The sequence below is a fragment of the Methylomonas sp. MS20 genome (assembly GCF_050275925.1).
Classification (GTDB): Bacteria; Pseudomonadota; Gammaproteobacteria; order Methylococcales; family Methylomonadaceae; genus Methylomonas; species Methylomonas koyamae_A.
This window is the reverse complement of the sequence record NZ_CP189962.1, coordinates 2,016,700-2,039,525: the sequence shown is the minus strand read 5'-3', so window position 1 is coordinate 2,039,525 and position 22,826 is coordinate 2,016,700. Positions and strand designations below refer to the sequence as shown.

At 54.3% G+C, this 22,826-nt stretch carries 17 protein-coding genes; 4 read left to right on the top strand and 13 right to left on the bottom strand.

All coding sequences use genetic code 11. The features are described 5' to 3' along the window. Positions 1-15 precede the first annotated feature (15 nt). Positions 16-1,443: a sigma-54-dependent transcriptional regulator gene (locus ACQE3D_RS08815; RefSeq protein ID WP_281022962.1), complete on the bottom strand. Its 1,428-nt coding sequence runs from the start codon at positions 1,441-1,443 to the stop codon at positions 16-18. A 518-nt stretch (positions 1,444-1,961) separates the two neighbouring features. On the opposite strand from ACQE3D_RS08815, the gene ACQE3D_RS08810 reads away from it, so the two are divergent. Further along, positions 1,962-2,327, top strand: coding sequence for a hypothetical protein (locus ACQE3D_RS08810; RefSeq protein ID WP_427551647.1), 366 nt, complete (start codon positions 1,962-1,964; stop codon positions 2,325-2,327). Positions 2,328-2,607: 280 nt separating this feature from the next. Here the strand turns inward: ACQE3D_RS08810 and ACQE3D_RS08805 are convergent, their stop codons facing one another. After that, complete coding sequence (locus ACQE3D_RS08805; protein ID WP_313728274.1) at positions 2,608-2,784, bottom strand: hypothetical protein; 177 nt, start codon at positions 2,782-2,784, stop codon at positions 2,608-2,610. 562 nt (positions 2,785-3,346) lie between these two features. Here ACQE3D_RS08805 and ACQE3D_RS08800 point away from each other — a divergent pair. Genes ACQE3D_RS08800 through ACQE3D_RS08790 form a run of 3 tightly spaced genes read left to right on the top strand, consistent with a single transcriptional unit; the run spans position 3,347 to position 9,056 of the window. Next, positions 3,347-4,432, top strand: coding sequence for an efflux RND transporter periplasmic adaptor subunit (locus ACQE3D_RS08800; protein WP_427551645.1), 1,086 nt, complete (start codon positions 3,347-3,349; stop codon positions 4,430-4,432). 21 nt (positions 4,433-4,453) lie between these two features. Continuing rightward, entirely contained in the window at positions 4,454-7,630 is a 3,177-nt protein-coding gene (locus ACQE3D_RS08795) for an efflux RND transporter permease subunit (RefSeq protein WP_427551643.1), read from the top strand. Continuing rightward, positions 7,617-9,056, top strand: a complete 1,440-nt coding sequence (locus ACQE3D_RS08790) for a TolC family protein (RefSeq protein ID WP_427551642.1) — start codon at positions 7,617-7,619, stop codon at positions 9,054-9,056. Before ACQE3D_RS08795 ends, ACQE3D_RS08790 begins: the two co-directional genes overlap by 14 nt. Before the next feature lie 445 nt (positions 9,057-9,501). Here ACQE3D_RS08790 and ACQE3D_RS08785 read toward each other — a convergent pair whose 3' ends face one another. The 11 genes from ACQE3D_RS08785 to truA all read right to left on the bottom strand — a co-directional run bounded on the left by ACQE3D_RS08785 (position 9,502) and on the right by truA (position 22,825). Then, positions 9,502-10,797 (bottom strand): adenylosuccinate synthase, encoded by a 1,296-nt coding sequence (locus ACQE3D_RS08785; protein WP_396642167.1) that lies wholly within the window; start codon positions 10,795-10,797, stop codon positions 9,502-9,504. A gap of 14 nt (positions 10,798-10,811) precedes the next feature. After that, the gene (locus ACQE3D_RS08780; RefSeq protein WP_396642169.1) at positions 10,812-12,005 is read right to left on the bottom strand and encodes an ATP phosphoribosyltransferase regulatory subunit; all 1,194 of its coding nucleotides are present in this window, start codon (positions 12,003-12,005) and stop codon (positions 10,812-10,814) included. 70 nt (positions 12,006-12,075) lie between these two features. Then, the gene (gene hflC / locus ACQE3D_RS08775; RefSeq protein ID WP_064027100.1) at positions 12,076-12,930 is read right to left on the bottom strand and encodes a protease modulator HflC; all 855 of its coding nucleotides are present in this window, start codon (positions 12,928-12,930) and stop codon (positions 12,076-12,078) included. Continuing rightward, on the bottom strand, positions 12,920-14,134 hold the full coding sequence (gene hflK, locus ACQE3D_RS08770; protein ID WP_064027102.1) for an FtsH protease activity modulator HflK: 1,215 nt from the start codon (positions 14,132-14,134) through the stop codon (positions 12,920-12,922). The genes hflC and hflK overlap by 11 nt, the downstream gene beginning before the upstream one ends. A gap of 192 nt (positions 14,135-14,326) precedes the next feature. Beyond that, on the bottom strand, positions 14,327-15,601 hold the full coding sequence (gene hflX / locus ACQE3D_RS08765) for a ribosome rescue GTPase HflX (protein WP_168028748.1): 1,275 nt from the start codon (positions 15,599-15,601) through the stop codon (positions 14,327-14,329). An 11-nt stretch (positions 15,602-15,612) separates the two neighbouring features. After that, positions 15,613-15,855 carry an RNA chaperone Hfq gene (gene hfq, locus ACQE3D_RS08760; protein WP_064027105.1) on the bottom strand — a complete coding sequence of 81 codons (243 nt, stop codon included), beginning with the start codon at positions 15,853-15,855 and terminating at the stop codon, positions 15,613-15,615. 193 nt (positions 15,856-16,048) lie between these two features. After that, positions 16,049-17,713 (bottom strand): energy-dependent translational throttle protein EttA, encoded by a 1,665-nt coding sequence (gene ettA, locus ACQE3D_RS08755; protein ID WP_064027107.1) that lies wholly within the window; start codon positions 17,711-17,713, stop codon positions 16,049-16,051. Between the two features lie 103 nt (positions 17,714-17,816). Further along, a complete protein-coding gene (locus tag ACQE3D_RS08750; RefSeq protein WP_427551640.1) occupies positions 17,817-19,259 on the bottom strand; it encodes an amino acid permease in 1,443 nt (480 codons plus the stop codon). A gap of 739 nt (positions 19,260-19,998) precedes the next feature. Further along, positions 19,999-20,721, bottom strand: coding sequence for a hypothetical protein (locus tag ACQE3D_RS08745; RefSeq protein ID WP_064027109.1), 723 nt, complete (start codon positions 20,719-20,721; stop codon positions 19,999-20,001). A gap of 40 nt (positions 20,722-20,761) precedes the next feature. Continuing rightward, positions 20,762-21,430 carry a hypothetical protein gene (locus ACQE3D_RS08740; protein WP_064027111.1) on the bottom strand — a complete coding sequence of 223 codons (669 nt, stop codon included), beginning with the start codon at positions 21,428-21,430 and terminating at the stop codon, positions 20,762-20,764. Positions 21,431-22,021: 591 nt separating this feature from the next. After that, positions 22,022-22,825, bottom strand: coding sequence for a tRNA pseudouridine(38-40) synthase TruA (gene truA, locus ACQE3D_RS08735; RefSeq protein ID WP_427551638.1), 804 nt, complete (start codon positions 22,823-22,825; stop codon positions 22,022-22,024). Position 22,826: the final 1 nt, after the last annotated feature.

The following is a 22,826-nucleotide window of genomic DNA, read 5'->3' as shown; positions in this document are numbered from 1 at the left end:
TCTCCGCCGCTCAACTTAACGGAGCTTGTATTTCTCGATCCGGTAGCGAATTTTTTCGCGGGTGGTTTTCAGGATACGGGCGGCTTCCATGACGTTGCCGTGGCAAAGGTCCAGCATGTTGCGGACGATTTCGCTCTCCATATCCTCCAAGCCCATGCTGCCGTCGGTCGGAAACTGCAGTTCCAGGCGCGCGACGAGGCCGTCGGCGGCAGAGACATTCGAAACGCAAGCCGGACGCACCGACTCCTGCGCAATCGCCGCGACGCCGTTATCCTCGTTCGGCAACCATTGTTCCGGCAACTGCTGGGACGACGATAAAATCACGCTACGCTCCAACACATTTCTCAGCTCCCGCACGTTGCCCGGCCATCGATAACGCTTCAACAATTGCCAGGCGCGCGGCGATACTTGGCTGACCCGCTTGCCGGCCAGTAAATTGAATTCAGCGATCAAGGCCGGCACCAAATCGTCCAAGTCGCCAATGCGCTCGCACAAGCTGGGCAAGCGCAGTTCGAACACACTCAATCGGTAATACAGGTCGGAACGAAACCCGCCGTTTTTGACTTCATCCTGTAAATTCCGGTTGGTGGCGGCGATAACGCGGATGTCCACGTCGATTTCCTTCTCTCCGCCCAGGCGGCGCAACTTGCGATCCTCCAGCACTTTCAGTAATTTGGCCTGCAGATCCAAGGGCATTTCGCCGATTTCATCCAGAAACAAAGTGCCGCGATGCGCTTGTTCGATCAGCCCGCGATGGCGGGCCTTGGCGCCGGTGAAGGCGCCGGCTTCGTGGCCGAACAATTCCGACTCGAGCAGATCCTTCGGCAAGGCCGCGCAGTTGAGTTCGACCAGCGGCTCCTTGGCCCGCTCGCTGTTGTAATGCAGAATCCTGGCCGCCAAGCCCTTGCCGGTGCCGGTCTCGCCAGTCAGAATCAGCGCACTGTAGGGCACTTGGCTAAGCTGGCGCAGCATGTCGCCGGTCTGGCGGGTGACCGGGCTGTTGCCGAGAAAAGTTTCAGGCGCGTAGCGTTTGCCGGCGTTGACCGAGTCGGTCAGAATCCGCCGCTGGGCCTTGGCACTACGCAACGCGCTGCGCACCACCATGTCCAGTTGCTCCTGCAGACAGGGCTTGATCAAAAAATCGAAAGCGCCCAGACGCAAGGCCCGTACCGAATCCGGCACGTCGCCGTAACCGGTCAGAAATACCCATTCGCTATCCGACAAGTTACCGCGGGTTTCTTCCAACAAGTCCAAGCCGCTGCCGTCCGGCAGACTGAGATCGGATAAGATTAGCGACGGTCGCAAATCCGGATTGCTGAGTATCTCCCGGGCCTGAGCGCAATCGGCCGCGAGTAGGGTCTCGAACCCCATACGGGCGTAATAGCGCTGCAGCTCGCTACCTAACAAGGCTTCGTCTTCGATGATCAGGATACTGTCGTTCATAAGTTGGCGAAAGGCGGTGGTGGGCGAGTGAAACCGTCACCCATTGCGGCGGCCGAAACGCGACTGTTGGTTCTTAGTCGTGGCGGCAAGCGGATATCAACTTTTTATGCAAGATCGACGCCTATGCTCAACGGAACGTCCAGTTAGCCGTCCGGTCGCCGCACCAAGGTCTTGGCCCATCGAGGTTTGGGGAAAATCACCGTTTAATTTGGTTGAAAATCACCAACGCAACCACAGTTGGCATGATAGCCGGTATCGGATTTTGCCGTCGGCAACACTTAGGCCGACTCGAATACCGCGCCAAACCCACGACTCCGGGCGAATCGCCAGTGTTCCGCGCTCGCGGAATACGTCGCGAGGCAACGCCATCCGTCCGAAACAAAAACGGGCACGAAGTTTTCATGGAAAATAACCATCAATACCGTACCGACGAAACCAGCCCGTCGAACTCCTATTTTATGGCGACGGCGACGGCGACGGCGACGTCGTCAACCACATCTTAGCCCGAGGAAAATCGCATGCCCAGATCCCCCAACCGCCATCTGTTATTCGCAACCCTGCTACTTGGGCTATTACTTGCCAGCTTGATCTATGCGTTTCATCCAGAAGTTGGCGGATTCAACCTGACCATCAACGGCCAACCCGTGGCGTCGCCCTTGTTTCGCCTGGCGGCAATCCCCACCCTGTTGGCGGTGTTCGCGCTATTCGGGATACTGGCCGTATTGGCACTAGTTGGCGTCGGGATGATGCTGTTTTTCGCCGCCCTCGGATTTGCCCTTCTCGGTGTTTTCCTGATCGTTCCGTATTCGTGGCCACTATTGCTGTTATTCGGCTTGTTGTTCGTGGGATTGGTGTCTAGCGGCAATCCCAAAAACAAGGATTAACCGGAGCTGGGCGAGCAAGGTCGAGGTTTGAAAAGTAAGGCGGGACTGTCGTAGCGGATTGCCTAGCGGCACACAATTTTGGTCGGGAGTAACAGTCTTAGCTGACTTAAGCTTGGCTCACGCCGCACCGACCGTTCATGACTAGAAAATGATGTTGCGCAAACGTTAGCTTTTGGTTGCCTTCGCAAATGCGACATCGACTCGAGCGTTAGCGGCCTGGCCGACACCTCTTCCCCGGCGATGCCGGGGAATTGCTTATGCGGAGAGATTAAAGCACCGATTACTCGTCTTGCTCTCCAACCAAAGGCGGCTCGCTGGCGTCGCCATCCACACTGACTTCAAAGGCGGCCGGTTTGATACTCTGTAACGGATCGACGCTGGCATTCACCGAAAACGGCATAGCGGAAATCAATATCGCTGCCGTGCATTGGGCTATTTCGTGTACGTAATTTTTCATCATTCATTCCTCAAGTTCACTTGAAAACGAGCCGTTTGACAGATAACAGTAGGGCTCCAAACCCTTACAGCGATATCCATGCCAGCAATTCCTTCCACCGAAGTGGAGAGCGTCGGTGGTCGCGCCTACTCGTTGAAAACAAAGGAAATCCAGCTCGCTGTTTTGGCTAAACGTTAACGCTGCCGCAAGAATTACGAGCCTGAAATAAAGCGACATTCTCGGCTCACCGCTCATATCGAATTTTAAAGTGGGGAATATTCCCCACGTTGTGGATTTGCACCGGGGAATATTCCCCAATTCACCTCTCTCCCGCATAACCCACTGATATTAAGCCAAAAAAAACTGGCACTTTGCTTGCTTTACCGAGACTAATGCAATTCGCGCATTTTTGCGCGAAGTTCGCCGAATCATTCATAAGCGGTCGCAATTTAGGGAAAACTGGAAACCAAAATATTAACTCAATCGTTACACCCAAGACCAAGCTATTCGCTATTGGATTTAATGCAACTCACCATAAAACCGAAGTCAACAGCGATTGCGGAGCTTCGCATAGAGAAAACCGATGATTATTAAAACACGTGCTTATCTTAGCTTAATTATAATTCTATTATCCGGCTGCCAAACAACCGAAACGGAAACTCACGAAGCGCCTCCCAAACTGGAAGCCACCACACCCTTATGGGAAGACACCGAGGTAACCAAGGAATATGTCTGCCAGATTCACGCGTTTCGGCATATTGAAGTGCGTGCGCTGGAACGGGGATATTTGCAGAATATTTTCGTCGACGAAGGCCAGTTAGTCCATCAAGGTCAGTCGATGTTCAAAATCATGCCTAACATCTATCAAGCCGAATTACTAAAGTCTCAGGCCGAAGCGAATACGATGAATATCGAATACCTAAACACCAAGGGTTTAGCGGATCAAAAAATTGTGTCGCCAAACGAACTAGCATTGGCCAAGGCCAAGCTGGACAAGGCTAACGCAGAGGTCAAACTCGCCGAAACTCATTTAGGTTTCACCAGTATCAATGCGCCGTTTGAAGGCATCATGGACCATTTGAATGTCAGGACTGGCAGTTTGGTGGAGGAAGGCGCCTTATTAACCACGCTATCGGACATTAGTAAATTGTGGGTGTATTTCAACGTACCTGAAAGCGAATATCTTGATTTCAAATCTCAAAAAGCCGATGAGGCAATCACCAAAGTTAAATTAAGAATGGCTAACGGTAGGGTTTATAATACGGATGGCACCATAGAAACTATTGAGGCGGATTTCGATAATACTGCCGGCAATATCGAATTCCGCGCCACATTCGCCAATCCCGATAAATTGCTCCGTCATGGCGAAACCGGCACGATACTGATGAAAAAACCGTACAAGCATGCGCTATTGATTCCGCAAAAAGCCACTTTCGAAATTCTCGATAAAACCTATGTCTATGTTGTGAAAGACGACGGAAAACTAGAACAAAGACTCGTAAAAATCGGGGCCGAACTGCCCTATTTGTTCATTATCAAAGAGGGCTTGAAAGACGGCGATAAAATCCTACTGGAAGGCTTAAGAAAAGTCCACGCGGGCGATAAAGTGGACATCGATTTATTGCCGCCTGAAAAGGTTCGCTCTGAATTAAAACTCTATACCGAATAATCCTTTGAGCAGAGATTAACTATGTTCAGTATCTTTATTAAAAGACCGGTCATGGCGATCGTGTTGTCGCTTAGTTTCCTGTTCATGGGATTCTTGGCAATCCGCACCCTGCCCGTTTCGCAATTTCCGGATATCGCCCCCCCGCGAGTGACGATATCCCTATCCTTCCCCGGCTCCAGTGCCGACGTATTGGTTAAATCCTCGTTGATTACCATCGAACGGGCGATCAACGGCGTGCCGGGCATGAAATACATCGTCTCCGACGCCACCAGCGCCGGCGAAGCCACGATTCAAGTGTTGTTCGAGCTGGGCGTGGACCCGAATATCGCGATGGTCAACGTCAAAACCCGGGTCGATCAGGTGATGAGCCGTTTGCCGAATCTGGTACGGCTGGAAGGCGTGGTCGTCAACTTCGTCCAACCCAGCATGCTGATGTACGTCAACCTGTACAGCAAGGATAAGAACGCCGACCAGAAATTCCTGTTCAACTACGCCTACGTCAACGTGATACCGGAAATCCAGCGTATCTACGGTATCGCCCAAGCGCAGATTTTGGGCGCCCGCCAATACGCGATGCGCATTTGGTTAAATCCGGACCGGATGCGCGCCTATAGCGTTTCGACCGAAGAAGTGATGGATGCGATCTCCAAGCAAAGCATCATCGGCCGTCCCGGCCGGATCGGCCAGAGCACCGGGATGGCGGCGCAATCCAAGGAATACGTGTTGATTTACCAAGGCTGGTACAACACGCCGGAACAGTACGCGGACATTATCATTCGCGCCAATTCGGAAGGCGAAATCTTGCGCTTGAAGGACATCGCCAAAGTCGATTTAGACAGCGAGTTTTACAACATTTATTCGGACAAGGATTCCTTCCCCTCGGCGTCGATTGTGTTGAAGCAAAACTACGGCACCAATGCCACCAAAGTCATCGAAGACGTCAAGGCCAAACTGGAGGAACTGAAAAAGTCCTTCCCGGAAGGCATGGATTACGAGATCAACTACGACGTGTCGCGTTTCGTCGAAGCCTCGATTCACAAGGTCTTGCACACCTTGGGCGAAGCCTTCGTGTTGGTGACTTTGGTGGTATTCCTGTTCCTCGGCGACTGGCGCTCGACTTTGATTCCGATTCTGGCGGTGCCGGTGTCGTTGATCGGTTCGTTCGCGGTGATGTCGGCCTTCGGCTTATCGATCAACTTGATCACGCTATTCGCGTTGGTGTTGGCGATTGGCGTCGTCGTTGACGATGCCATCGTCGTGGTCGAGGCGGTACACGCCAAAATGGAAGCCGAACACTTAAGCCCCTATGCCGCGTCTCGGCAGGTCTTGGGCGAAATCGGCGGAGCCATCGTCGCCATCACGTTGGTGATGGTGTCGGTATTCGTGCCTATCGCCTTTATGAACGGCCCGGTCGGCGTGTTTTACCGGCAGTTTTCGATTGCGATGGCCTCATCCATCATCATCTCCGCCGTCGTCGCCTTGTCCTTGGCGCCGGTGTTGTGCGCAATGATCTTGAAAAACACCCACGGCCAACCCAAGCGCCGGACGCCGATTACGCTGTTCATCGACGGCTTCAACTATCTGTTCGAAAAAGTTACCGGCCGCTACGTCAAGTTGCTGGACGTCGTGGTTACCCGCCGCATCGTCACTGTGGTGGTGTTGGCTGCATTCTCCTTCGGCATCTTCACTGTGGATAAAACCTTGCCGGCCGGCTTCATCCCCGGCGAAGACCAAGGCATGATCTACGCGATCATTCAAACTCCGCCCGGCTCGACTATCGAAGTCACCAACAAAGTGGCACGACAACTGGAAGAAGTCGCCGAAAAAATCGACGGCGTGCAGTCGGTATCGTCGTTGGCCGGCTACGAGGTTTTGACCGAGGGCCGCGGTTCCAACGCCGGCACCTGCATCATCAATCTAAAGGATTGGACCCAGCGCAAGGTGTCGGTGGAGGACGTAATTCGCCAGCTAGAGGAAAAAACCCACGACTTCGGCGCGGTGATCGAGTTCTTCCAACCACCTGCGGTACCGGGCTACGGCGCGGCATCGGGTTTGGCCTTCCGCTTGTTGGATAAGACCACCGGCACCGATTACTTCAAGTTCGACAAACTCAATCAGGAGTTCATGGCCGCGTTGCGCAAGCGCCCGGAATTGACCGGCTTGTTCACCTTTTATGCCGCCAACTACCCGCAATACGAGTTGAAAATCGACAACAAATTGGCGATGCAAAAAGGCGTGAATATCGATAAGGCCATGGAAAATCTGGACATCATGATCGGCAGCACCTACGAGCAAGGCTTCATCCGCTTCAACAACTTTTTCAAAGTCTACGTGCAAGCCTTGCCGGAGTTTCGCCGCTTCCCAACCGACGTCTTGAACTATTACGTCAAAAACGACGCCGGCGAAATGGTGCCCTACTCGGCCTTTATGACCGTTCAGCCGCAGCAAGGCCCAAACGAGCTGACCCGCTACAACCTCTACAACTCAGCAGCAATTCGCGCCGAACCGGCGCCCGGCTATACCTCTGGCGACGCGATCAAAGCCATCAAGGAAGTGGCCAAAGCGACGTTGCCCCAAGGCTTCGATGTAGCCTGGGAGGGTTTGTCCTTCGACGAAGCGGCGCGCGGCAACGAGGCGCTGGTGATTTTCGTCGTGGTCCTGGTGTTTGTGTATTTGGTGTTGGCGGCCCAATACGAAAGCTTTGTGTTGCCGTTGGTGGTGATCTGCTCGTTGCCGGCCGGCATCTTCGGCTCATTTTTACTGCTGAAAACCATGGGCTTGGCCAACGACGTGTACTCCCAAGTAGGTTTGGTGATGTTGGTCGGCTTGCTCGGTAAGAACGCGGTATTGATCGTCGAATACGCGGTGCAACGCCAGGAACAAGGCTTGTCGGTCCGCGAAGCGGCGATAGAAGGCGCTAAGGCCCGGTTTCGGCCGATTCTGATGACCTCGTTTGCCTTCATCGCCGGCCTGGTACCGTTGGCCTTCGCTACCGGCGCCGGCGCGGTAGGCAACCGCACCATCGGCACCTCGGCCTTGGGCGGCATGCTGTTCGGCACCGTGTTCGGCGTGGTGCTGATCCCAGGCTTGTATTACATCTTCGCCAAACTGATCGAAGGCAAACGCATGATCAAAGACGAAGACGTCAATCCGTTCACCGAAACCTATCATTACGGTACCCAAGATGCTGACGAATAAACCCCATGTTTTGCTAGTAACTGCTTTGGCGATGGCTGTGTTGCAAGCCTGCGGCATTCCGGACATGACCAAGAAAACCGCGGATACGCAGTTGCCAGAGCAATTCAAACCCGGCGTAAACGAGCAGACGAGTGCCGCGACCGTGAAATGGCAGGATTTCTTCGACGATCCGCAGCTGCGCGGCTTGATCGATACCGCCGTTGCCAATAACAAGGAAATCAACATCATGGCGCAACGGATCAGCATCGCCGAGAACGAAATCCAAGCGCGCAAAGGGGAATATATGCCCTTCGTCAAACTCGGCGCCTCGGCGGGCGGCGACAAGACCGCGCAATACACCCGCAACGGCGCCGTCGAGGACAGTCTGAATATCGCCAAGGGCCAACCGTTTCCGGCCTTTCTCGGCGATTACAAATTCGGCCTGTTCTCGACTTGGGAAATCGACATCTGGAAAAAGCTCCGGAACGCCACCCAAGTGGCAGTCTACGATTACATGGCATCCGGCGAAGGCCGAAATTTCTTGGTAACCAACTTGGTCGCCGAGGTGGCGCATGCCTATTACGAATTGATCGCCTTGGACAACCAGCTGGAAAACTTACGGCAAAACATCGCGATTCAGCAGAACGGCTTGCAAGTGGTCAGACAATTGCAAACCTTCGCCAGAACCACGACACTGGCCGTCAAGCGTTACGAAGCCGAAGTCGCAAAAAACCAGGCCCGCAAATACGAGATCGAGCAGCAGATTACCGTGGTCGAGAATCGGATCAATACGCTGCTGGGACGAACACCGCAGCCGATAGCGCGCACATCGGCCGGTTTCATGGACATCAAACCCAAGGCCTTGAGTGCCGGCCTGCCGTCGGAATTATTGCAAAACCGGCCCGATATCCGTAAGGCCGAGTTGGAATTAAAAGCCGCCGACTTGAACATCGACGTCGCCAGGGCCAATTTCTATCCATCCTTCGGCATCAAGGCCGGCATCGGCTTTCAGGCATTTGCGTTGAAATACCTGATCAATACCCCGGAATCGTTGGCGGCGATGGTGGCCGGCGAACTGGTCGCCCCGCTGGTCAACAAAAACGCGATCACCGCCGAATACAAAAACGCCAACGCCAAGCAAGTGCAGGCGGCCTACGAATACGAGCAAAGCATCATTACTGCTTACGCCGAAGTGGCCAATCAAATATCCAATATCGACAACCTGGACAAAAACTACCAGCTAAAACGCCAGCAAGTGGACTCGTTGGTCAAATCGATTGAAGTCGCCAACCAGTTATTTATCTCGGCCAGAGCGGATTATTTGGAGGTTTTATTGACCCAGCGCGACGCGCTGGAAGCCAAGAAGGAACTGATCGAAACCAAACAAAAACAAATCAGCGCGATGGTGGATTTGTATAAGGCTTTGGGTGGCGGCTGGCAAAGTTAGAATTTCAGAATATTGGCCTTTACTCGGTGTTCTTTAATATCGAAACGGTATCAAGCGGGTTCAGTGCCGGCGAGCGAGTTCAAAACGAGCCGTCAGCCCGACACTGAGATCAGACGAGGTCCCAGTGACGAATCCGCCGTACCCATTGATTTTCAGTTGTGCATCAGCATGGAATGCACTCCGCGCCTACCGCCCGTGAGCCATCGGCTGCAGAAACCCCTGCCGATCCGGCCGGTGATAAACCGACGTTGCAGGCCAATATCCAAAGCGGGGCAGTGTGCAATTGAAAAAAGTCGTCAAATTCTATTGCCGACGCGGAAACGACAGCTGATCGGAACTGTTCGCGAAGCAACGTCTAGCCTGTAAGTTACCCGCCTATAATAGATGCCGTTGCCCTCGACAGCCCTTGAATTGCTTGGTGCTGACGAGGGCTCGCTAAGGCGTTTCAAGCCTCGAACGGATGTTCCAGTACGATGGTTTCGTTGCGGTCGGGACCTGTGGAAAGGATAGTCACTTTTACGCCGACCAGCTCTTCGATGCGCGCGATATACGCTTTGGCGTTCGCCGGCAGTTGCCCGTATTCGGTAATGCCGGCGGTACTACCGCTCCAACCCGGCATTTCTTCGACCACCGCTTCGCAAGCCGCATATTGATCGGCACCGAGCGGCGCGGTGTCGGTGACGACGCCGTCGATTTTGTACGCGGTACAGATGCCGATTTTGTCCAGGCCGTCCAACACGTCCAATTTGGTCAAACAGATGCCGGTCAGACTGTTCAATTGCGCGGATTTACGCATCGACACCGCGTCGAACCAACCGCAACGACGCTTGCGGCCGGTAGTCGCGCCGAATTCGTGGCCCTTGACACCCAAGTGATCGCCGTATTCGTCCAATAATTCGGTCGGAAACGGGCCGTTGCCGACTCGGGTGGAGTAGGCCTTGGTGATCCCCAACACATAATCCAGCGCCAACGGACCGACGCCGCTGCCGGTGGCGGCGCCGCCTGCCGTGGTGTTGGAGGACGTTACGTAAGGATAGGTGCCGTGGTCGATGTCCAACAATGCGCCCTGCGCGCCTTCGAACAATACATTGTGGCCTTCGGCTTGGTGGGCGTACAGCGCTTCGCCGACATCGGTCAGCATCGGCTTGATCACTTCACCGAGACTTAGGGTATCCGCCAACAACGTGGCGTAATCGACCGGCTCGGCACCGTAATACTGAACCAGCATGAAATTATGAAAATCCACCAGTTCTTTCAGACGCGCGGCGAATTCATCGCTATTACGCAGATCGCCGACCCGTAGACCGCGCCGCGCCACCTTATCTTCATAAGCCGGACCGATACCGCGACCGGTGGTGCCGATGGCTTTATCGCCCCTGGCCTTTTCGCGAGCTTGGTCGATTGCCACATGGATAGGCAAAATCAATGCGCAGGCCTCGCTGATCTGCAGCCGGTTCTTCACCGGGATGCCGGACTTTTCCAGAATTTCGATTTCCTTCAGCAAGGCTTCCATACTGAGCACGACGCCATTGCCGATCAGACACTGCACGCCTTCCCGCAACACGCCCGACGGGATCAGATGCAGCACGGTTTTTTCGCCGTTGATCACCAAGGTGTGGCCGGCGTTATGTCCGCCCTGAAACCGAACGACGGCGGCGGCCTGCTCGGTCAACAGATCGACCAGTTTACCCTTACCTTCATCGCCCCATTGCGTACCGATGACAACAACATTTTTTCCCATAACTTTTTCTAACCTTAAGCCAATGATTTAACGACCCAGCACTGAGCCTGTTTTTCTAAAATCGCGTTGCAACCCATGTCTTCGGCCCCGCCCTGCTGCCCCGGCAATTGCTGAATTACCTGAACGCCGGACGCCCGCAAATCGCGAACGGTCTCGCGCAGATCGGCATCCTCGCAATAGGGCGCGAAGACTGTCCGCACCGGCGCATCGGCGCTGACGTCGTAAAACGTCGCCAGTACCTTCAAATCGGCGCTAAAACCGGTCGCCGCCCGCGCCCGGCCGAACACTTGACCGACGTTGTCGTAGCGTCCGCCGCGAGCAATTTCTCGTCCCAACGACGGCACGAATGCGGCGAATACGATGCCGGTATGGTAATGGTAGCCGCGCAGTTCGGCCAAATCGAAACTGAGCGACAAGACTGGATAGTCGCGGCGCAACCGGTCGGCAATCCCGCGCAAATCGGCCAGTGCCGCCGCCAACATGCCGTTGGCGTCGATACCGGCCAGCAATTTCCCGGCTTGATCGAGCACATCCTGACCACCGTTCAGTTTGGGCAGCGCGTTAAAAATAGTTTTAAATCCGTCGCCGACCGGAAAGCGTTCGACCAATTCGCCCAGCTCCGCGCCAGCCTTGCGTTGCAAAACATCGAACAACTCGGCTTCTTGCGCCACATTCAAGCCGGCCAATTCGACCAAGCCCCGGTATATAGACACATGGCCCAAATCCAGATGCAGGTTTTGTATGCCGCTGATCGCCAACATCTCCAACATCAACTGTATGGCTTCGTAGTCGCTCTCGAGTCCGGAGTGGCCGTACAATTCCGCGCCAATTTGCATCGGGCTGCGGCTCTTTTCGAGCGGATCGCCCACCGCATGCAATACGGTACCGGCGTAGCACAGCCGGTTCGGCCACGGATGTTGCAAATGGTGAGCGTCAATTCGGGCGACCTGGGGCGTCATATCGGCCCTTACTCCGAGCGTCTCGCCGCTAAGCGGATCCGTCAGCTTAAAGGTCTGCGACTCCAGATCGTGGGCCGAACCGGTGAGCAAGGAGCGGAGAAAATCCACGAACGGCGGGATCACCAAGCGATACCCCCACGCGGCGAAGGTCTCGAGCAACTTGGCTCTCAGCCTCTCCAGATGCTCGGCCCGCTCCGGCAATACTTCGCCGATGCCCTCGGGCAGCAGCCAGGTGTCTTTGTTTTGCATGTCATCTATTCCAGTTACAGCAAACGCCCCGCAGAGCGGGGCGTTATGGTCTTGCCGAACTCGGCGGCCACTATTTTTGAGTTTTGAAGTATTTGAAGAAATCCGAACTCGGTTCCAACACCATTACGTTGCCCGGTTTGCCCAAGCTTTCCCTGTAGGCAATCAAGCTACGGTAAAACGCGAAAAACTCGCTGTCTTCGCCGTAAGCCTTGGCAAAGGTTTCGGCGGCCCTGGCGTCGCCTTCGCCGCGCAATATCTCGGAGTCGCGGTAGGCGTTGGCCAAAATGATCTCGCGCTGCTTGTCGGCGTCGGCGCGGATACGCTCGGCAGCCTCGGAGCCTTGCGAGCGGAATTCGCGTGCGACCCTGGCACGTTCGGCTTCCATCCGTTGATAGACCGACGAACTCACCTCGTTAGGCAGATCGATCCGCTTCACTTGTACGTCGACAATATTGATACCCAATTTGGCGGCATGGGGCGAAACATTGGTGATCAGCGCTTCGCGGATCGCGCTCCGATCGCTGGATACCAATTGCCTGATGTCGCGTTTGCTGAACTCGCTACGAAACGAATCCTTGATGATTTGATCTAGCCGGATGTTGGCCTGATTCACATCGCCAGCCACCGTGGTGTAAAAGGTTTTGACATCGCCAATGCGCCATTTGACGAAAGAATCGACAATGACGTTTTTCTTTTCGGCGGTCAAAAATCGTTCCGGCGTGGAATCCATGGTCAGGATGCGCGCATCGAATTTCTTGACGTTATTGATGAACGGCAGCTTGAAATGCAAACCCGGTTGAAAATCGGCGCCGACGATCTCGCCAAGCTGGAATTTAATCACCCGCTCGGTTTCGGCGACCGTGAACACCGACAGCGACAACACAACAATCAGCGCGCCGACCGCGACTAAAATCTTATTTCCCATCGTAACGTCCTCTCACATCGCGTTCGCGGCTGTTAATCCGCACATCGGTTTTCGATTCTTTGACTGTCGGCAAGGTCGGCTGAGGGGCAACCGGCTCATGATTCGTAACCGAATCCGGCGCCGCTTCCGTGCGACCGACGCCCAGTTTATCCAGCGGCAAGTACATGACGTTACCGCCATCCTTGACGTCCACCAACACGTTACTGGCGCGCCCCAGGACTTGTTCCATCGTTTCGATATACATCCGCTGCTTGGTCACTCCAGGCGCCTTTTTGTACTCGGTCAGCAGTTGCGAGAAGCGACTGACATCACCATTGGCCTTGGCAATGACTTTTTCCTTATAGCCCTCGGATTCCTGCACGATACGAGACGCGGCGCCGCGGGCCTTGGGTACCACGTCGTTGGCATAAGCTTCGGCTTCGTTGATCAAACGCTGTTTGTCTTCGCGCGCCTTAATGGCGTCTTCGAAAGCGCCCTGCACTTGCTCGGGCGGCTGAGCGTCCTGCAAATTGACACTAGTGATCAAAATGCCTGTGCGGTAGGCATCCATCACCGATTGAATCTCGCTCTTGATCTCTTGAACGATTTCGCTACGGCCTTCGGTCAATACGAAATCCATGTCGCTACGGCCGATCACACCGCGTTGCACGCTTTCGGTGACTTGCTTCAGAGTCGAAGCCGGGTCCAATACGTTGAAGGCATAATCCTTGGCGTCCTTGACCTGATATTGCACGGCCAGACGGACATCGACGATGTTTTCATCCTTGGTCAGCATCATCGCTTCCTTGGGTACCGAGCCCATCGCCTGACCGCCGCCCGAACGATAACCGACTTCTATAAAGCGTTGTTGCTCGACATTGATGACTTGTACTTGCTCGATCGGTGCCGGCACGTGCCAATTCAGACCGGGTTGCGACGTGCCGACATAGGCGCCGAACCGCGTAACGACGCCGCGAGTCCCTTCGTCAACCGTATAAAACCCGCTCAAGCTCCACAATACCAATGCACCGCCGGCAACCCAACCCGCACCGCGCATTGATGAGCCCGAGGTGCGGTTACCGCCCCCGTTGGATCCGCCGCCAAACAGAGCTCCCAGCTTTTCCTGCAAGTTGCGCACGACCTCGTCCAGATCGGGAGGACTATTTTGGTCGTTGCGACCACTCCAGGGGTCTTTTTTATCACCGCCGGGCTCATTCCAAGACATACTAAATGCTCCAAAAATTGGATTTGAGAACTTAAAAAACCGCGTACCACCGAACCAATTTCACCCAATCGATCCCACTCAAAAAAACCAGTATCGACAGGCCAAAGAACGCGGCATTCTATCGTAAATCACTCCGACCGGGACAACTAAGTCAGACCGGCGCGCCAAATTTATCCGGTTCGCGGTTACGCATTAGGCCATTTCCAACGGGCTCGAGGTTTCGATACCCTTTAGCAAGCCCAAATGCTTCTGATCGATCTCCAAGGTCAATTCGCAATCGCCGGCTTCGTTGCAAACCTCGTCGAGTATCCGGACATAACCGAACAGCTTGGCTTTGACTCCGGCTTGCGCGGCCGGCAGATAACATTTTCGGACGACTTTGCTGCTGGCAAACAATTCGCACAAAGCCTGCAACAACAATTCGCTACCTTGTCCGGTCCGCGCACTGATCCAAACCGCGGTCGGCTTGCCGTCTTCGCCGTAATCGATGTGCGGCTGGATGCTATCGAGCAGGTCGATCTTGTTGAAAACCTTGAGCTGCGGAATTTTACCCGCCTCGATATCGTTCAACACTTGATTGACCTGGAAAATTGTCTCGTCGCGATCTTCGGCATGTGCGTCTATCACATGCAACAACAAATCCGCCTCGCTGGCTTCCTGCAAGGTTGATCGGAAGGCCGCCACCAGTTCGTGCGGTAGATGGCGAATGAATCCGACCGTGTCGGCCAGGATAATGTCGTTGCCGTTGCTCAGCGACAACTGCCGCAAGGTCGGATCGAGGGTCGCGAACAATTGATCTGCCGCGTAAATACCGGCACCGGTCAAGGTGTTGAATAAAGTCGATTTGCCGGCGTTGGTGTAGCCGACGAGGGACACCGCCGGGATCTCGGCCTTCTTGCGTTTGCTGCGCCCCTGGTGGCGTTGTTTCTCGACTTTTTCCAAGCGTTGCTGGATTTGCTTAATGCGAACGCCCAGCAAACGTCGATCGGTCTCCAATTGGGTTTCGCCGGGACCGCGCAAACCGATGCCGCCTTTTTGCCGTTCCAAATGGGTCCACCCGCGAATTAGGCGCGTCGATAAATGTTTAAGCTGGGCGAGTTCAACCTGCAACTTGCCTTCGAAAGTCTGAGCGCGCTGAGCGAAAATATCCAGAATCAGGCCGTTTCTATCGACGACCCTCACTTCCAGCGCTTTCTCCAGATTGCGTTCCTGACTAGGCGACAGCGGATGATTGAAAATGACGATATCGGCACTAGCGTCGGTTACCGCCGACTTGATTTCATCCAACTTGCCGATGCCGACAAAATACTTTGGGTCGGGCCGGTGCCGACTGCCGGTCACCACATGTATCGGCAGGGCGCCGGCGGATTTGGTCAGTTCCTTTAACTCGTCGAGATCTTCTTGCCCGGCTTGCAAATTTAGGTGAACGAGTATTGCTCGTTCACCTGCATCGGGACGTTCAAACAAAAAAACACCCCTTAATTGTCGTCACTAACTTCCGGCTCGCGGTGCATGTTGACGTTTTTTCCGGGAACGATGGTGGATATGGCGTGCTTATAAACCATTTGATTCACGGTATTTTTAAGCATGACCACGTATTGATCGAAAGAATCGACACGGCCTTGCAGCTTGATACCATTAACCAAGAAAATCGACACCGGAGTGTGTTCTTTTCTCAGGGCATTCAAAAAATTATCCTGCAAGTTTTGTGCTTTCGACATCCTATTTCTCCTTATTATTGTTCGGTGTACTGATTAATACATTACCCGCTACCTCCGTGATTTTCAACACGCGGTGCGCGAATAAAATTTAAACTGGTCTGGCCTAAACGCAAGCCGGATCAAAAAACCAGTTGTTCGGACGTAAACTCTCACGCCCTCGCCGTCAGAGTAAGCACGGACGCTTAAGTTCAGCTTAGCCGATTTTTTTGTATTTGATCCTATGCGGCGTATCGGCGTCGATACCCAGACGACGATGGCGGTCGGCCTCGTAGTCGGCGTAGTTACCCTCGAACCAAACCACCTCGCTGTCGCCCTCGAATGCCAGCATATGGGTCGCGACACGGTCCAGGAACCAGCGGTCGTGCGAGATCACCACCGCGCAGCCGGGGAAAGCCAACAAGGCTTCCTCAAGCGCCCGCAAGGTTTCGACGTCCAAGTCGTTGGTCGGCTCGTCAAGCAGCAACACGTTGCCGCCGCTTTTCAGCAACTTCGCCAAATGCACCCGGTTGCGTTCGCCGCCGGACAGATCGCCGATGCGTTTTTGTTGATCGGCGCCCTTGAAATTAAAGCGCCCGCAATACGCCCGAGACGGCGTTTCGTACTTGCCGACGGTGATCATGTCCAGACCGTCGGAGATCTCCTGCCAAACCGTTTTGTTATCGTCCATGTTATCGCGAAACTGTTCGACGTACGACAGCTGAACGGTCTGTCCCATCGTAAACGTACCGGAATCGGGCTTTTCAAAACCAGCCATCATTCTAAACAACGTGGTCTTACCGGCCCCGTTCGGACCGATGATGCCGACAATACCGCCCGGCGGTAACTTGAAACTCAAATCGTTGATCAGCAAACGATCGCCGAAACCCTTACCGACATTTTCAGCTTCGATGACTACATCGCCCAGGCGCGGTCCGGGTGGAATATAGATTTCCTGAGTCTCGTTGCGTTTTTGCACCTCGACCGACGACAACTCCTCGAAACGCGCCAACCTCGCCTTGCTCTTGGCGTGACGACCCTTGGGATTGGATCGCACCCATTCCAGCTCGGCCTTCATCGCTTTCTGGCGGGAAGACTCTTGTTTATCCTCAAGCTCCAGGCGCTTTTCCTTTTGTTCCAGCCACGACGAATAGTTGCCTTCCCAAGGAATGCCCATGCCGCGATCCAGCTCCAAAATCCAGCCGGCAACGTTATCGAGGAAATAACGGTCGTGAGTTACCGCTACCACGGTGCCGGTATAATCGTGCAGGAAGCGCTCCAGCCACGCAACCGACTCGGCATCCAAATGGTTGGTCGGCTCGTCGAGCAAAAGCATGTCGGGTTTAGACAGCAACAGCCGGCATAAAGCCACCCGACGCTTCTCGCCGCCTGACAATTTATTGACGTCAGCCTCCCAATCCGGCAAACGCAAGGCATCGGCGGCAATTTCTAGGGTCCGGTCCAGATTGTGACCGTCACAAGCATTAATCACGTCTTCCAGATGCGCTTGTTCGGCCGCCAACTTGTCGAAATCGGCTTCCGGATCGGCGTAGGCGGCATAGACCGCGTCCAGTTTGGCCAGAGCGTCCTTGATGTGTTGCACGGCTTCCTCAATGTTGCCGCGCACGGTTTTGCTAGGATCGAGCTGCGGCTCTTGCGGCAAGTAGCCGATGTTGATGCCCTTCAGCGGAATCGCCTCGCCTTCGATTTCCTTATCGACGCCGGCCATGATACGTAGCAGCGTCGATTTACCCGAACCGTTTAAACCCAAGACGCCGATTTTAGCGCCCGGAAAGAACGATAACGAGATGTCCTTGAGGATATACTTTTTCGGCGGCACGATTTTGCCGACCCGATTCATCGAAAATATGTATTGCGCCATTGCTTTCGGAAGAAAGGAAACAAAAAAGCATTATACCGTGACCCAGCCAAATGCAAGGCCGTTATTTAGCGGCGCCGAGCGGACACACTTGCGATTTCGCCGCTCAACGCCGCCCAAACATCGAGAAACGGGGGCAATGGAAAATCAGATAAATCAGCAAGCCAAATCCGTTCCAGATGAAAAAACCGATTTGCGTTTTGGTCGGCAAACTGACGAACAAATAACCGCATCCAAGTATTGCTACGGACCCAGTCAACCACGGCCACGGCGCGCTGAATTTGCGAACGGCGCCCTGTGCCCGGCGGCGGGCAACCAGCATGCACAGCGCGACCGTGGCGAAAGCCAGCAATGTTCCAGCGTTAGCCAATGCTGCAATCTCCGCTAGCGGGAAAAAACCGGCTACGCCGCCAACCAGCGCGGCGGTAAACCAGGTCGTGCGCACCGGATTACCGCGTCGAGATACGCGTGCCAAGCCGTTCGGCAACAATCCGTCGCGAGCCATTGCAAAGAAAATTCGGCTTTGGCCGTAGAAGAAGGCCAAAATCACGGTGGGTAGCGCTGCCACCGCCGTAAATCCCAGGCATTTCGCGGCCAGCGGCGAACCCAACTCCCGCAGCACCAGCGCCAAGGGTTCAACACTGTCGGCAAACCGGCGATAGTCCAGCGCGCCCAACGCAGCCAACGCCACCGCGATATAGATCGCCACGCAGATCAGCATCGAGCCGATGATGCCGACCGCCAAATCACGATCGGGACGGCGTGCTTCCTCTGCGGCGGTCGCTATGGCATCGAAACCGTAAAACGCGAAGAAAATAATCGCGGCCGCCACCATAACGCCGCGTTCGACACCGTCCGCGCCGACCGTTTTCGCGAAGCCGTAAGGCATGAACGGCTGCAAATGGCTCGCATCGAAACCACGGGCGGCCAGCGCTACAAACATCAGCAAGGCGCCGATTTTTAACACTACCAACCACGCGTTGCAGGTCGCGCTTTCCTTGGTGCCCAGCGTCAACAAGCCCGCAACCGCCCCAATGATTGCGACGGCAGGCAAGTTGACGATTCCGCCCCGCGCCGGAGCGACCAACCAAGTCGTCGAAATCCCCAGCCAGTCCTGCAAAATCGGCGCGGCGTAACCCGACCAGCCCACAGCAACCGCGCTGACCACCAACGAATATTCCAGAATCAGACACCAACCCACAAACCAGCCGGCGGTCTCACCGATCACAACCCTCGTGTAAGTATAAGCGCCACCAGCCTTGGGAATTGCGGTCGCCATTTCCGCGTAAGCCAGCGCCGCGCAAGCGCAAACCAGACCTGCGAATCCGAAGGCGACAATAACCGCCGGCCCAGCCTTGGCGACGCCGACACCGATCAACGTCAAAATGCCTGTACCGACAATCGCGCCGACACCGAGCGCCAACAAATGCAACACGCCAAGACCGGGCTGCAATAGTTCGGCTTTGCCGCGATCTTGGCTACCACCCGCCCAATTTGGCGCGATAGCCGAATCGTGAGCTGTATTTTCGGAATTGAGGCGGCCAGTCAACAAAACTCTCCCATGGAAACTCTTTGACAGTGGCCTTTACGTTACCGGAAAAGCCTAGGTCCCGCACTAGCAAACGATGACGATCAATCCAATCATGTTCATTACAGGGCTTTTGCTTCGGAGAAAAAGAGATAACGTAATGAGCCCTCTTCAGCCTCAATCGATAGCAATTACTCAGACTAACGATGTTCACAACAGGAAGTTTGCCACAAGAGCTTGCCGGAAGCAGCGCAGTTACGCTATTTCGGGGCGAAATGTCACGAAGGATTACGCTAAGACCTAAATCCACGGATTAGGTATGATATCCGCTTAGAACAGTTCCAAGGCTGGACCGCCCGTGGACCGGGATTGAAACCAATGCATTTATCGAACGTAAGACGGACGAGTGTTAGAACCCCTGAAATGCGAGGCATTGAATTGGCCTGACCGGCAGGGAATTGGCGAATGGCAACTAGTAGGTTTGCCTTTGTTTACAAGGCGACGAGATTGAAAAATTGAGCGGAACCCAGAGAAGGTAGATAAGATTCGATATCCACAATTCCTGTTTGCTAGCCACTCGTCGGGCGGACGAAAAACCGGGCGATCCGAATGTGGCTGGGAAACTCGATCCCTAATGCGGCGCTTCCGTCAAAAACCTGCCCGCCCCTACTTGGTCCATCGTCGCTATCGCCTCTCCTCGCCAGCGGACTTCAGCGAGAAGGGGCGTTTTGTAATTAAGCGGCTTCCCTACCTAAATCGACTAAGCCGTTGCCTTACGCAGTCTGCCGGCCCCAAGGAAGCCGAACAATACCGTTCCCATCATTACAAAGCTGGGTGGCAACGGTACCGAACCGATAATGTCAGGTTGAGTCGGAGTACCAGCGGTCAACAAGCGAAATTGACCATCCCAAGCCTGCGGGCCGGTAAAATTCAAACGTAAACTGGAGACGTTGGAAAACACGCTGGGATTGGAAAACTGATTGAAATCGAACCAGAAATCTTCGGTTTGACTAACCGTCTTACTGCCCGCCACGGCGATATCGTTAACGACCATTTCAATATTTACGTCCAGATCGATGGTCAGAACTTCTAACAATATCGCACTGCCGTATAACGTGAAGTTCGTAGGATCAAACGTCCATAAAATCGACGCGGCACCGGCGGAACCAGCGGAATTGGAGATTTTCAAAGCGCCGGCGCCGGATTGAATCTCTTCCTTATTCGCATAACGTCCTTCGGTAGCCGTCGCGGAAAAGGTCCTGGATACGTGCGCCAAATCGCTGCCGGAAATTTCAGCGACGCTGTTGCTCGTGGCACCCGGCACATAGACTTCTCCCGGCCTTCCATTGCCGCGGTCCGTCACATTTTGTAGTTGGTTGAAATTATCGATGGTCAGGTTACTGGCGTCAGCATGACCCGCAATCGAGAGCAAGCCTGAAAACAGCAGCGAGCTCAGTAGTTTCAATGGAAAATGGTTACGCATGTTGGATTCCTCTGATAGGTTCGAATTCGTTGATAAAGCTTCAAGACAATTTGGACAGCGCAGGTTTTACCGACATTTGACGCAAATAAAACATGCCGATAATCAACAGTGCCCATGTGGTCGGCTCGGGAACCGTGTTGGTTTGCGTGCCGGTGCGATTGGCCGCCATCAAATCGATCTGTGCGTCCCAAGCTTCAACGCCGCGAAAATTCAACTGCAAGCTGCTCAGGTTGCCGAAACTGGAAGGATTGGTGAAGTCTGAAAAAGCAATGGCGTGCTGACCGGTACCGCCAAAATTGTGAAAATCGAACACAGACAATCCGTTTGCGATCACTTGAATTTCAAAGCTCAAATCGATAAAGCCGATATTCAATAGCAGCGCGTCGGCGACCGACATCAAGTTAATCGGATCGAAGCTATATAAAATGCTTGCGGTACCGTTGGAATCGGTGCTGTTGCTGATCGTCAGCATCCCGCTTTCCACCGCAACTTCGGTATCGGCGTCGGTGGGGTTTGCTTCCGCAGTCAAGGTTCTGTAAGCGTTAACCAAATCGGTACCAAATATCGGCAGCGGCCCGTCGGTACCGTTTTCGGCAACTTGAAAGTCGGTAAAGTTATCGATTAGCGTTGCCGCCGATGCATTGTGCATAGCTGCGGACAACAACAAAATGGCGGTGAAATAGCCGAATTTGGATTTTGACGTGTTCAATGTAATTCCCCTAAGTTGATTGAGTTGACTGACAAAGCAGATTGAAGCCAAACCATCTGTCTTTTCGGGAATAAAGCGCTTTCCGTGCCAATTCCGTTTTTTTGATGGAAATCAAATAAATGAGGATTTTATTGAGGTCTATCACAGATTTGCAGCACGAGGTATCAGTCAGCGATGGCATGACAAGTACTGCCAAACGCGTCATGTAGGCCATCGTCAGCTATGGGTCGGGTTAGCGAGGAACTCAAACGGGATAAGACGGCGGTACGGCTCTGGCTAACGTAGGCAGAATTAGGGGCAATACGCTTATCCAGGCACCGAGATGCCGCTGCCTCTTGATCAGGTTTTACTGGATTGCCGACACACACGTGCGAATATTCGACAGTTGGCATTTGCCCGCCAACTGCCACGGATTTCGGTTGGTCACGGAAAATACGGCCGGTTTATGAAGGACAGTCGAAAAAATAGGGTTTTACGACGACCTTCCGAGAGAGAATCTAATCCGTTCGGACCAAGCCGAAGCAAACTCAAAACGTCAAAAAAACCTAATCTACAGAAGCATTAAGTAAAGCTGAGTAACAATTGGCGCCGTCAATCAAAACGTTTGGCGTCTTTAGGCAACTTCAAGAAGACAGGATGAGTGGGAACGCCGTAGCGCTCTGGATAAAACACGCCAGCCAGGTGCAGACCGTGCGGCGGCGCGGTGCTCGCGGCTTGGGCGCGGTCCTTGATTTCCAACAGGTGCGAAGTCCAGTCTTCGGGCTGTTTGCCGCTGCCAATATCGATCAGCACGCCGGCGATGTTTCGGACCATGTGGTGCAAGAACGCATTGGCGCACAGGTCGATGACCACTTTATCGCCGTCGCGAACCACGTCGATGAAATACATCAACCGATAGGGACTGACCGACTGGCAGCTTTGGGCACGGAACGACGAAAAATCGTGCTCGCCGAGTAAATGTTGGGCGGCGCGGTGCATACGCTCGGCGTCGAGCGTTTGATAACACCAGGTCGCCTGGTCGCGCAGCAACGCCGACTTCATCGCCCGGTTCAGAATCACGTAGCGGTAAAATCGGGCGATAGCGCTGTAGCGGGCATGAAAATCATCGACGGCCGGCTTGGCCCAGGTGATGCGGATATCGTCCGGCAGATGGCTGTTGCCGCCCATCACCCAGCCGCGCAAATCCCGCTCGACCGGGCAATCGAAATGCACGACTTGCTCCAGGGCGTGCACGCCGGCGTCGGTGCGGCCGGCGCACAACACCGTCACCGGTTGGGCAGCGACGTTGGTCAGCGCCCGTTCCAACTCGCCTTGCACGGTGGCTTTACCAGCCTGAATCTGCCAACCGGCGTAACGGCTACCGTCGTATTCGACACCGAGAACGATGCGGCTCACG

What these genes read in the sequence shown, in the direction of transcription:
- ettA (WP_064027107.1), bottom strand. Translation starts at nt 17,713, where the DNA reads ATGGCGCAATACATATTTTCGATGAATCGGGTCGGCAAAATCGTGCCG.
- hfq (WP_064027105.1), bottom strand. Translation starts at nt 15,855, where the DNA reads ATGTCGAAAGCACAAAACTTGCAGGATAATTTTTTGAATGCCCTGAGA.
- ACQE3D_RS08795 (WP_427551643.1), top strand. Translation starts at nt 4,454, where the DNA reads ATGTTCAGTATCTTTATTAAAAGACCGGTCATGGCGATCGTGTTGTCG.
- ACQE3D_RS08810 (WP_427551647.1), top strand. Translation starts at nt 1,962, where the DNA reads ATGCCCAGATCCCCCAACCGCCATCTGTTATTCGCAACCCTGCTACTT.
- ACQE3D_RS08805 (WP_313728274.1), bottom strand. Translation starts at nt 2,784, where the DNA reads ATGAAAAATTACGTACACGAAATAGCCCAATGCACGGCAGCGATATTG.
- ACQE3D_RS08745 (WP_064027109.1), bottom strand. Translation starts at nt 20,721, where the DNA reads ATGCGTAACCATTTTCCATTGAAACTACTGAGCTCGCTGCTGTTTTCA.
- ACQE3D_RS08785 (WP_396642167.1), bottom strand. Translation starts at nt 10,797, where the DNA reads ATGGGAAAAAATGTTGTTGTCATCGGTACGCAATGGGGCGATGAAGGT.
- hflC (WP_064027100.1), bottom strand. Translation starts at nt 12,930, where the DNA reads ATGGGAAATAAGATTTTAGTCGCGGTCGGCGCGCTGATTGTTGTGTTG.
- ACQE3D_RS08780 (WP_396642169.1), bottom strand. Translation starts at nt 12,005, where the DNA reads ATGCAAAACAAAGACACCTGGCTGCTGCCCGAGGGCATCGGCGAAGTA.
- hflK (WP_064027102.1), bottom strand. Translation starts at nt 14,134, where the DNA reads ATGTCTTGGAATGAGCCCGGCGGTGATAAAAAAGACCCCTGGAGTGGT.
- ACQE3D_RS08800 (WP_427551645.1), top strand. Translation starts at nt 3,347, where the DNA reads ATGATTATTAAAACACGTGCTTATCTTAGCTTAATTATAATTCTATTA.
- ACQE3D_RS08815 (WP_281022962.1), bottom strand. Translation starts at nt 1,443, where the DNA reads ATGAACGACAGTATCCTGATCATCGAAGACGAAGCCTTGTTAGGTAGC.
- ACQE3D_RS08790 (WP_427551642.1), top strand. Translation starts at nt 7,617, where the DNA reads ATGCTGACGAATAAACCCCATGTTTTGCTAGTAACTGCTTTGGCGATG.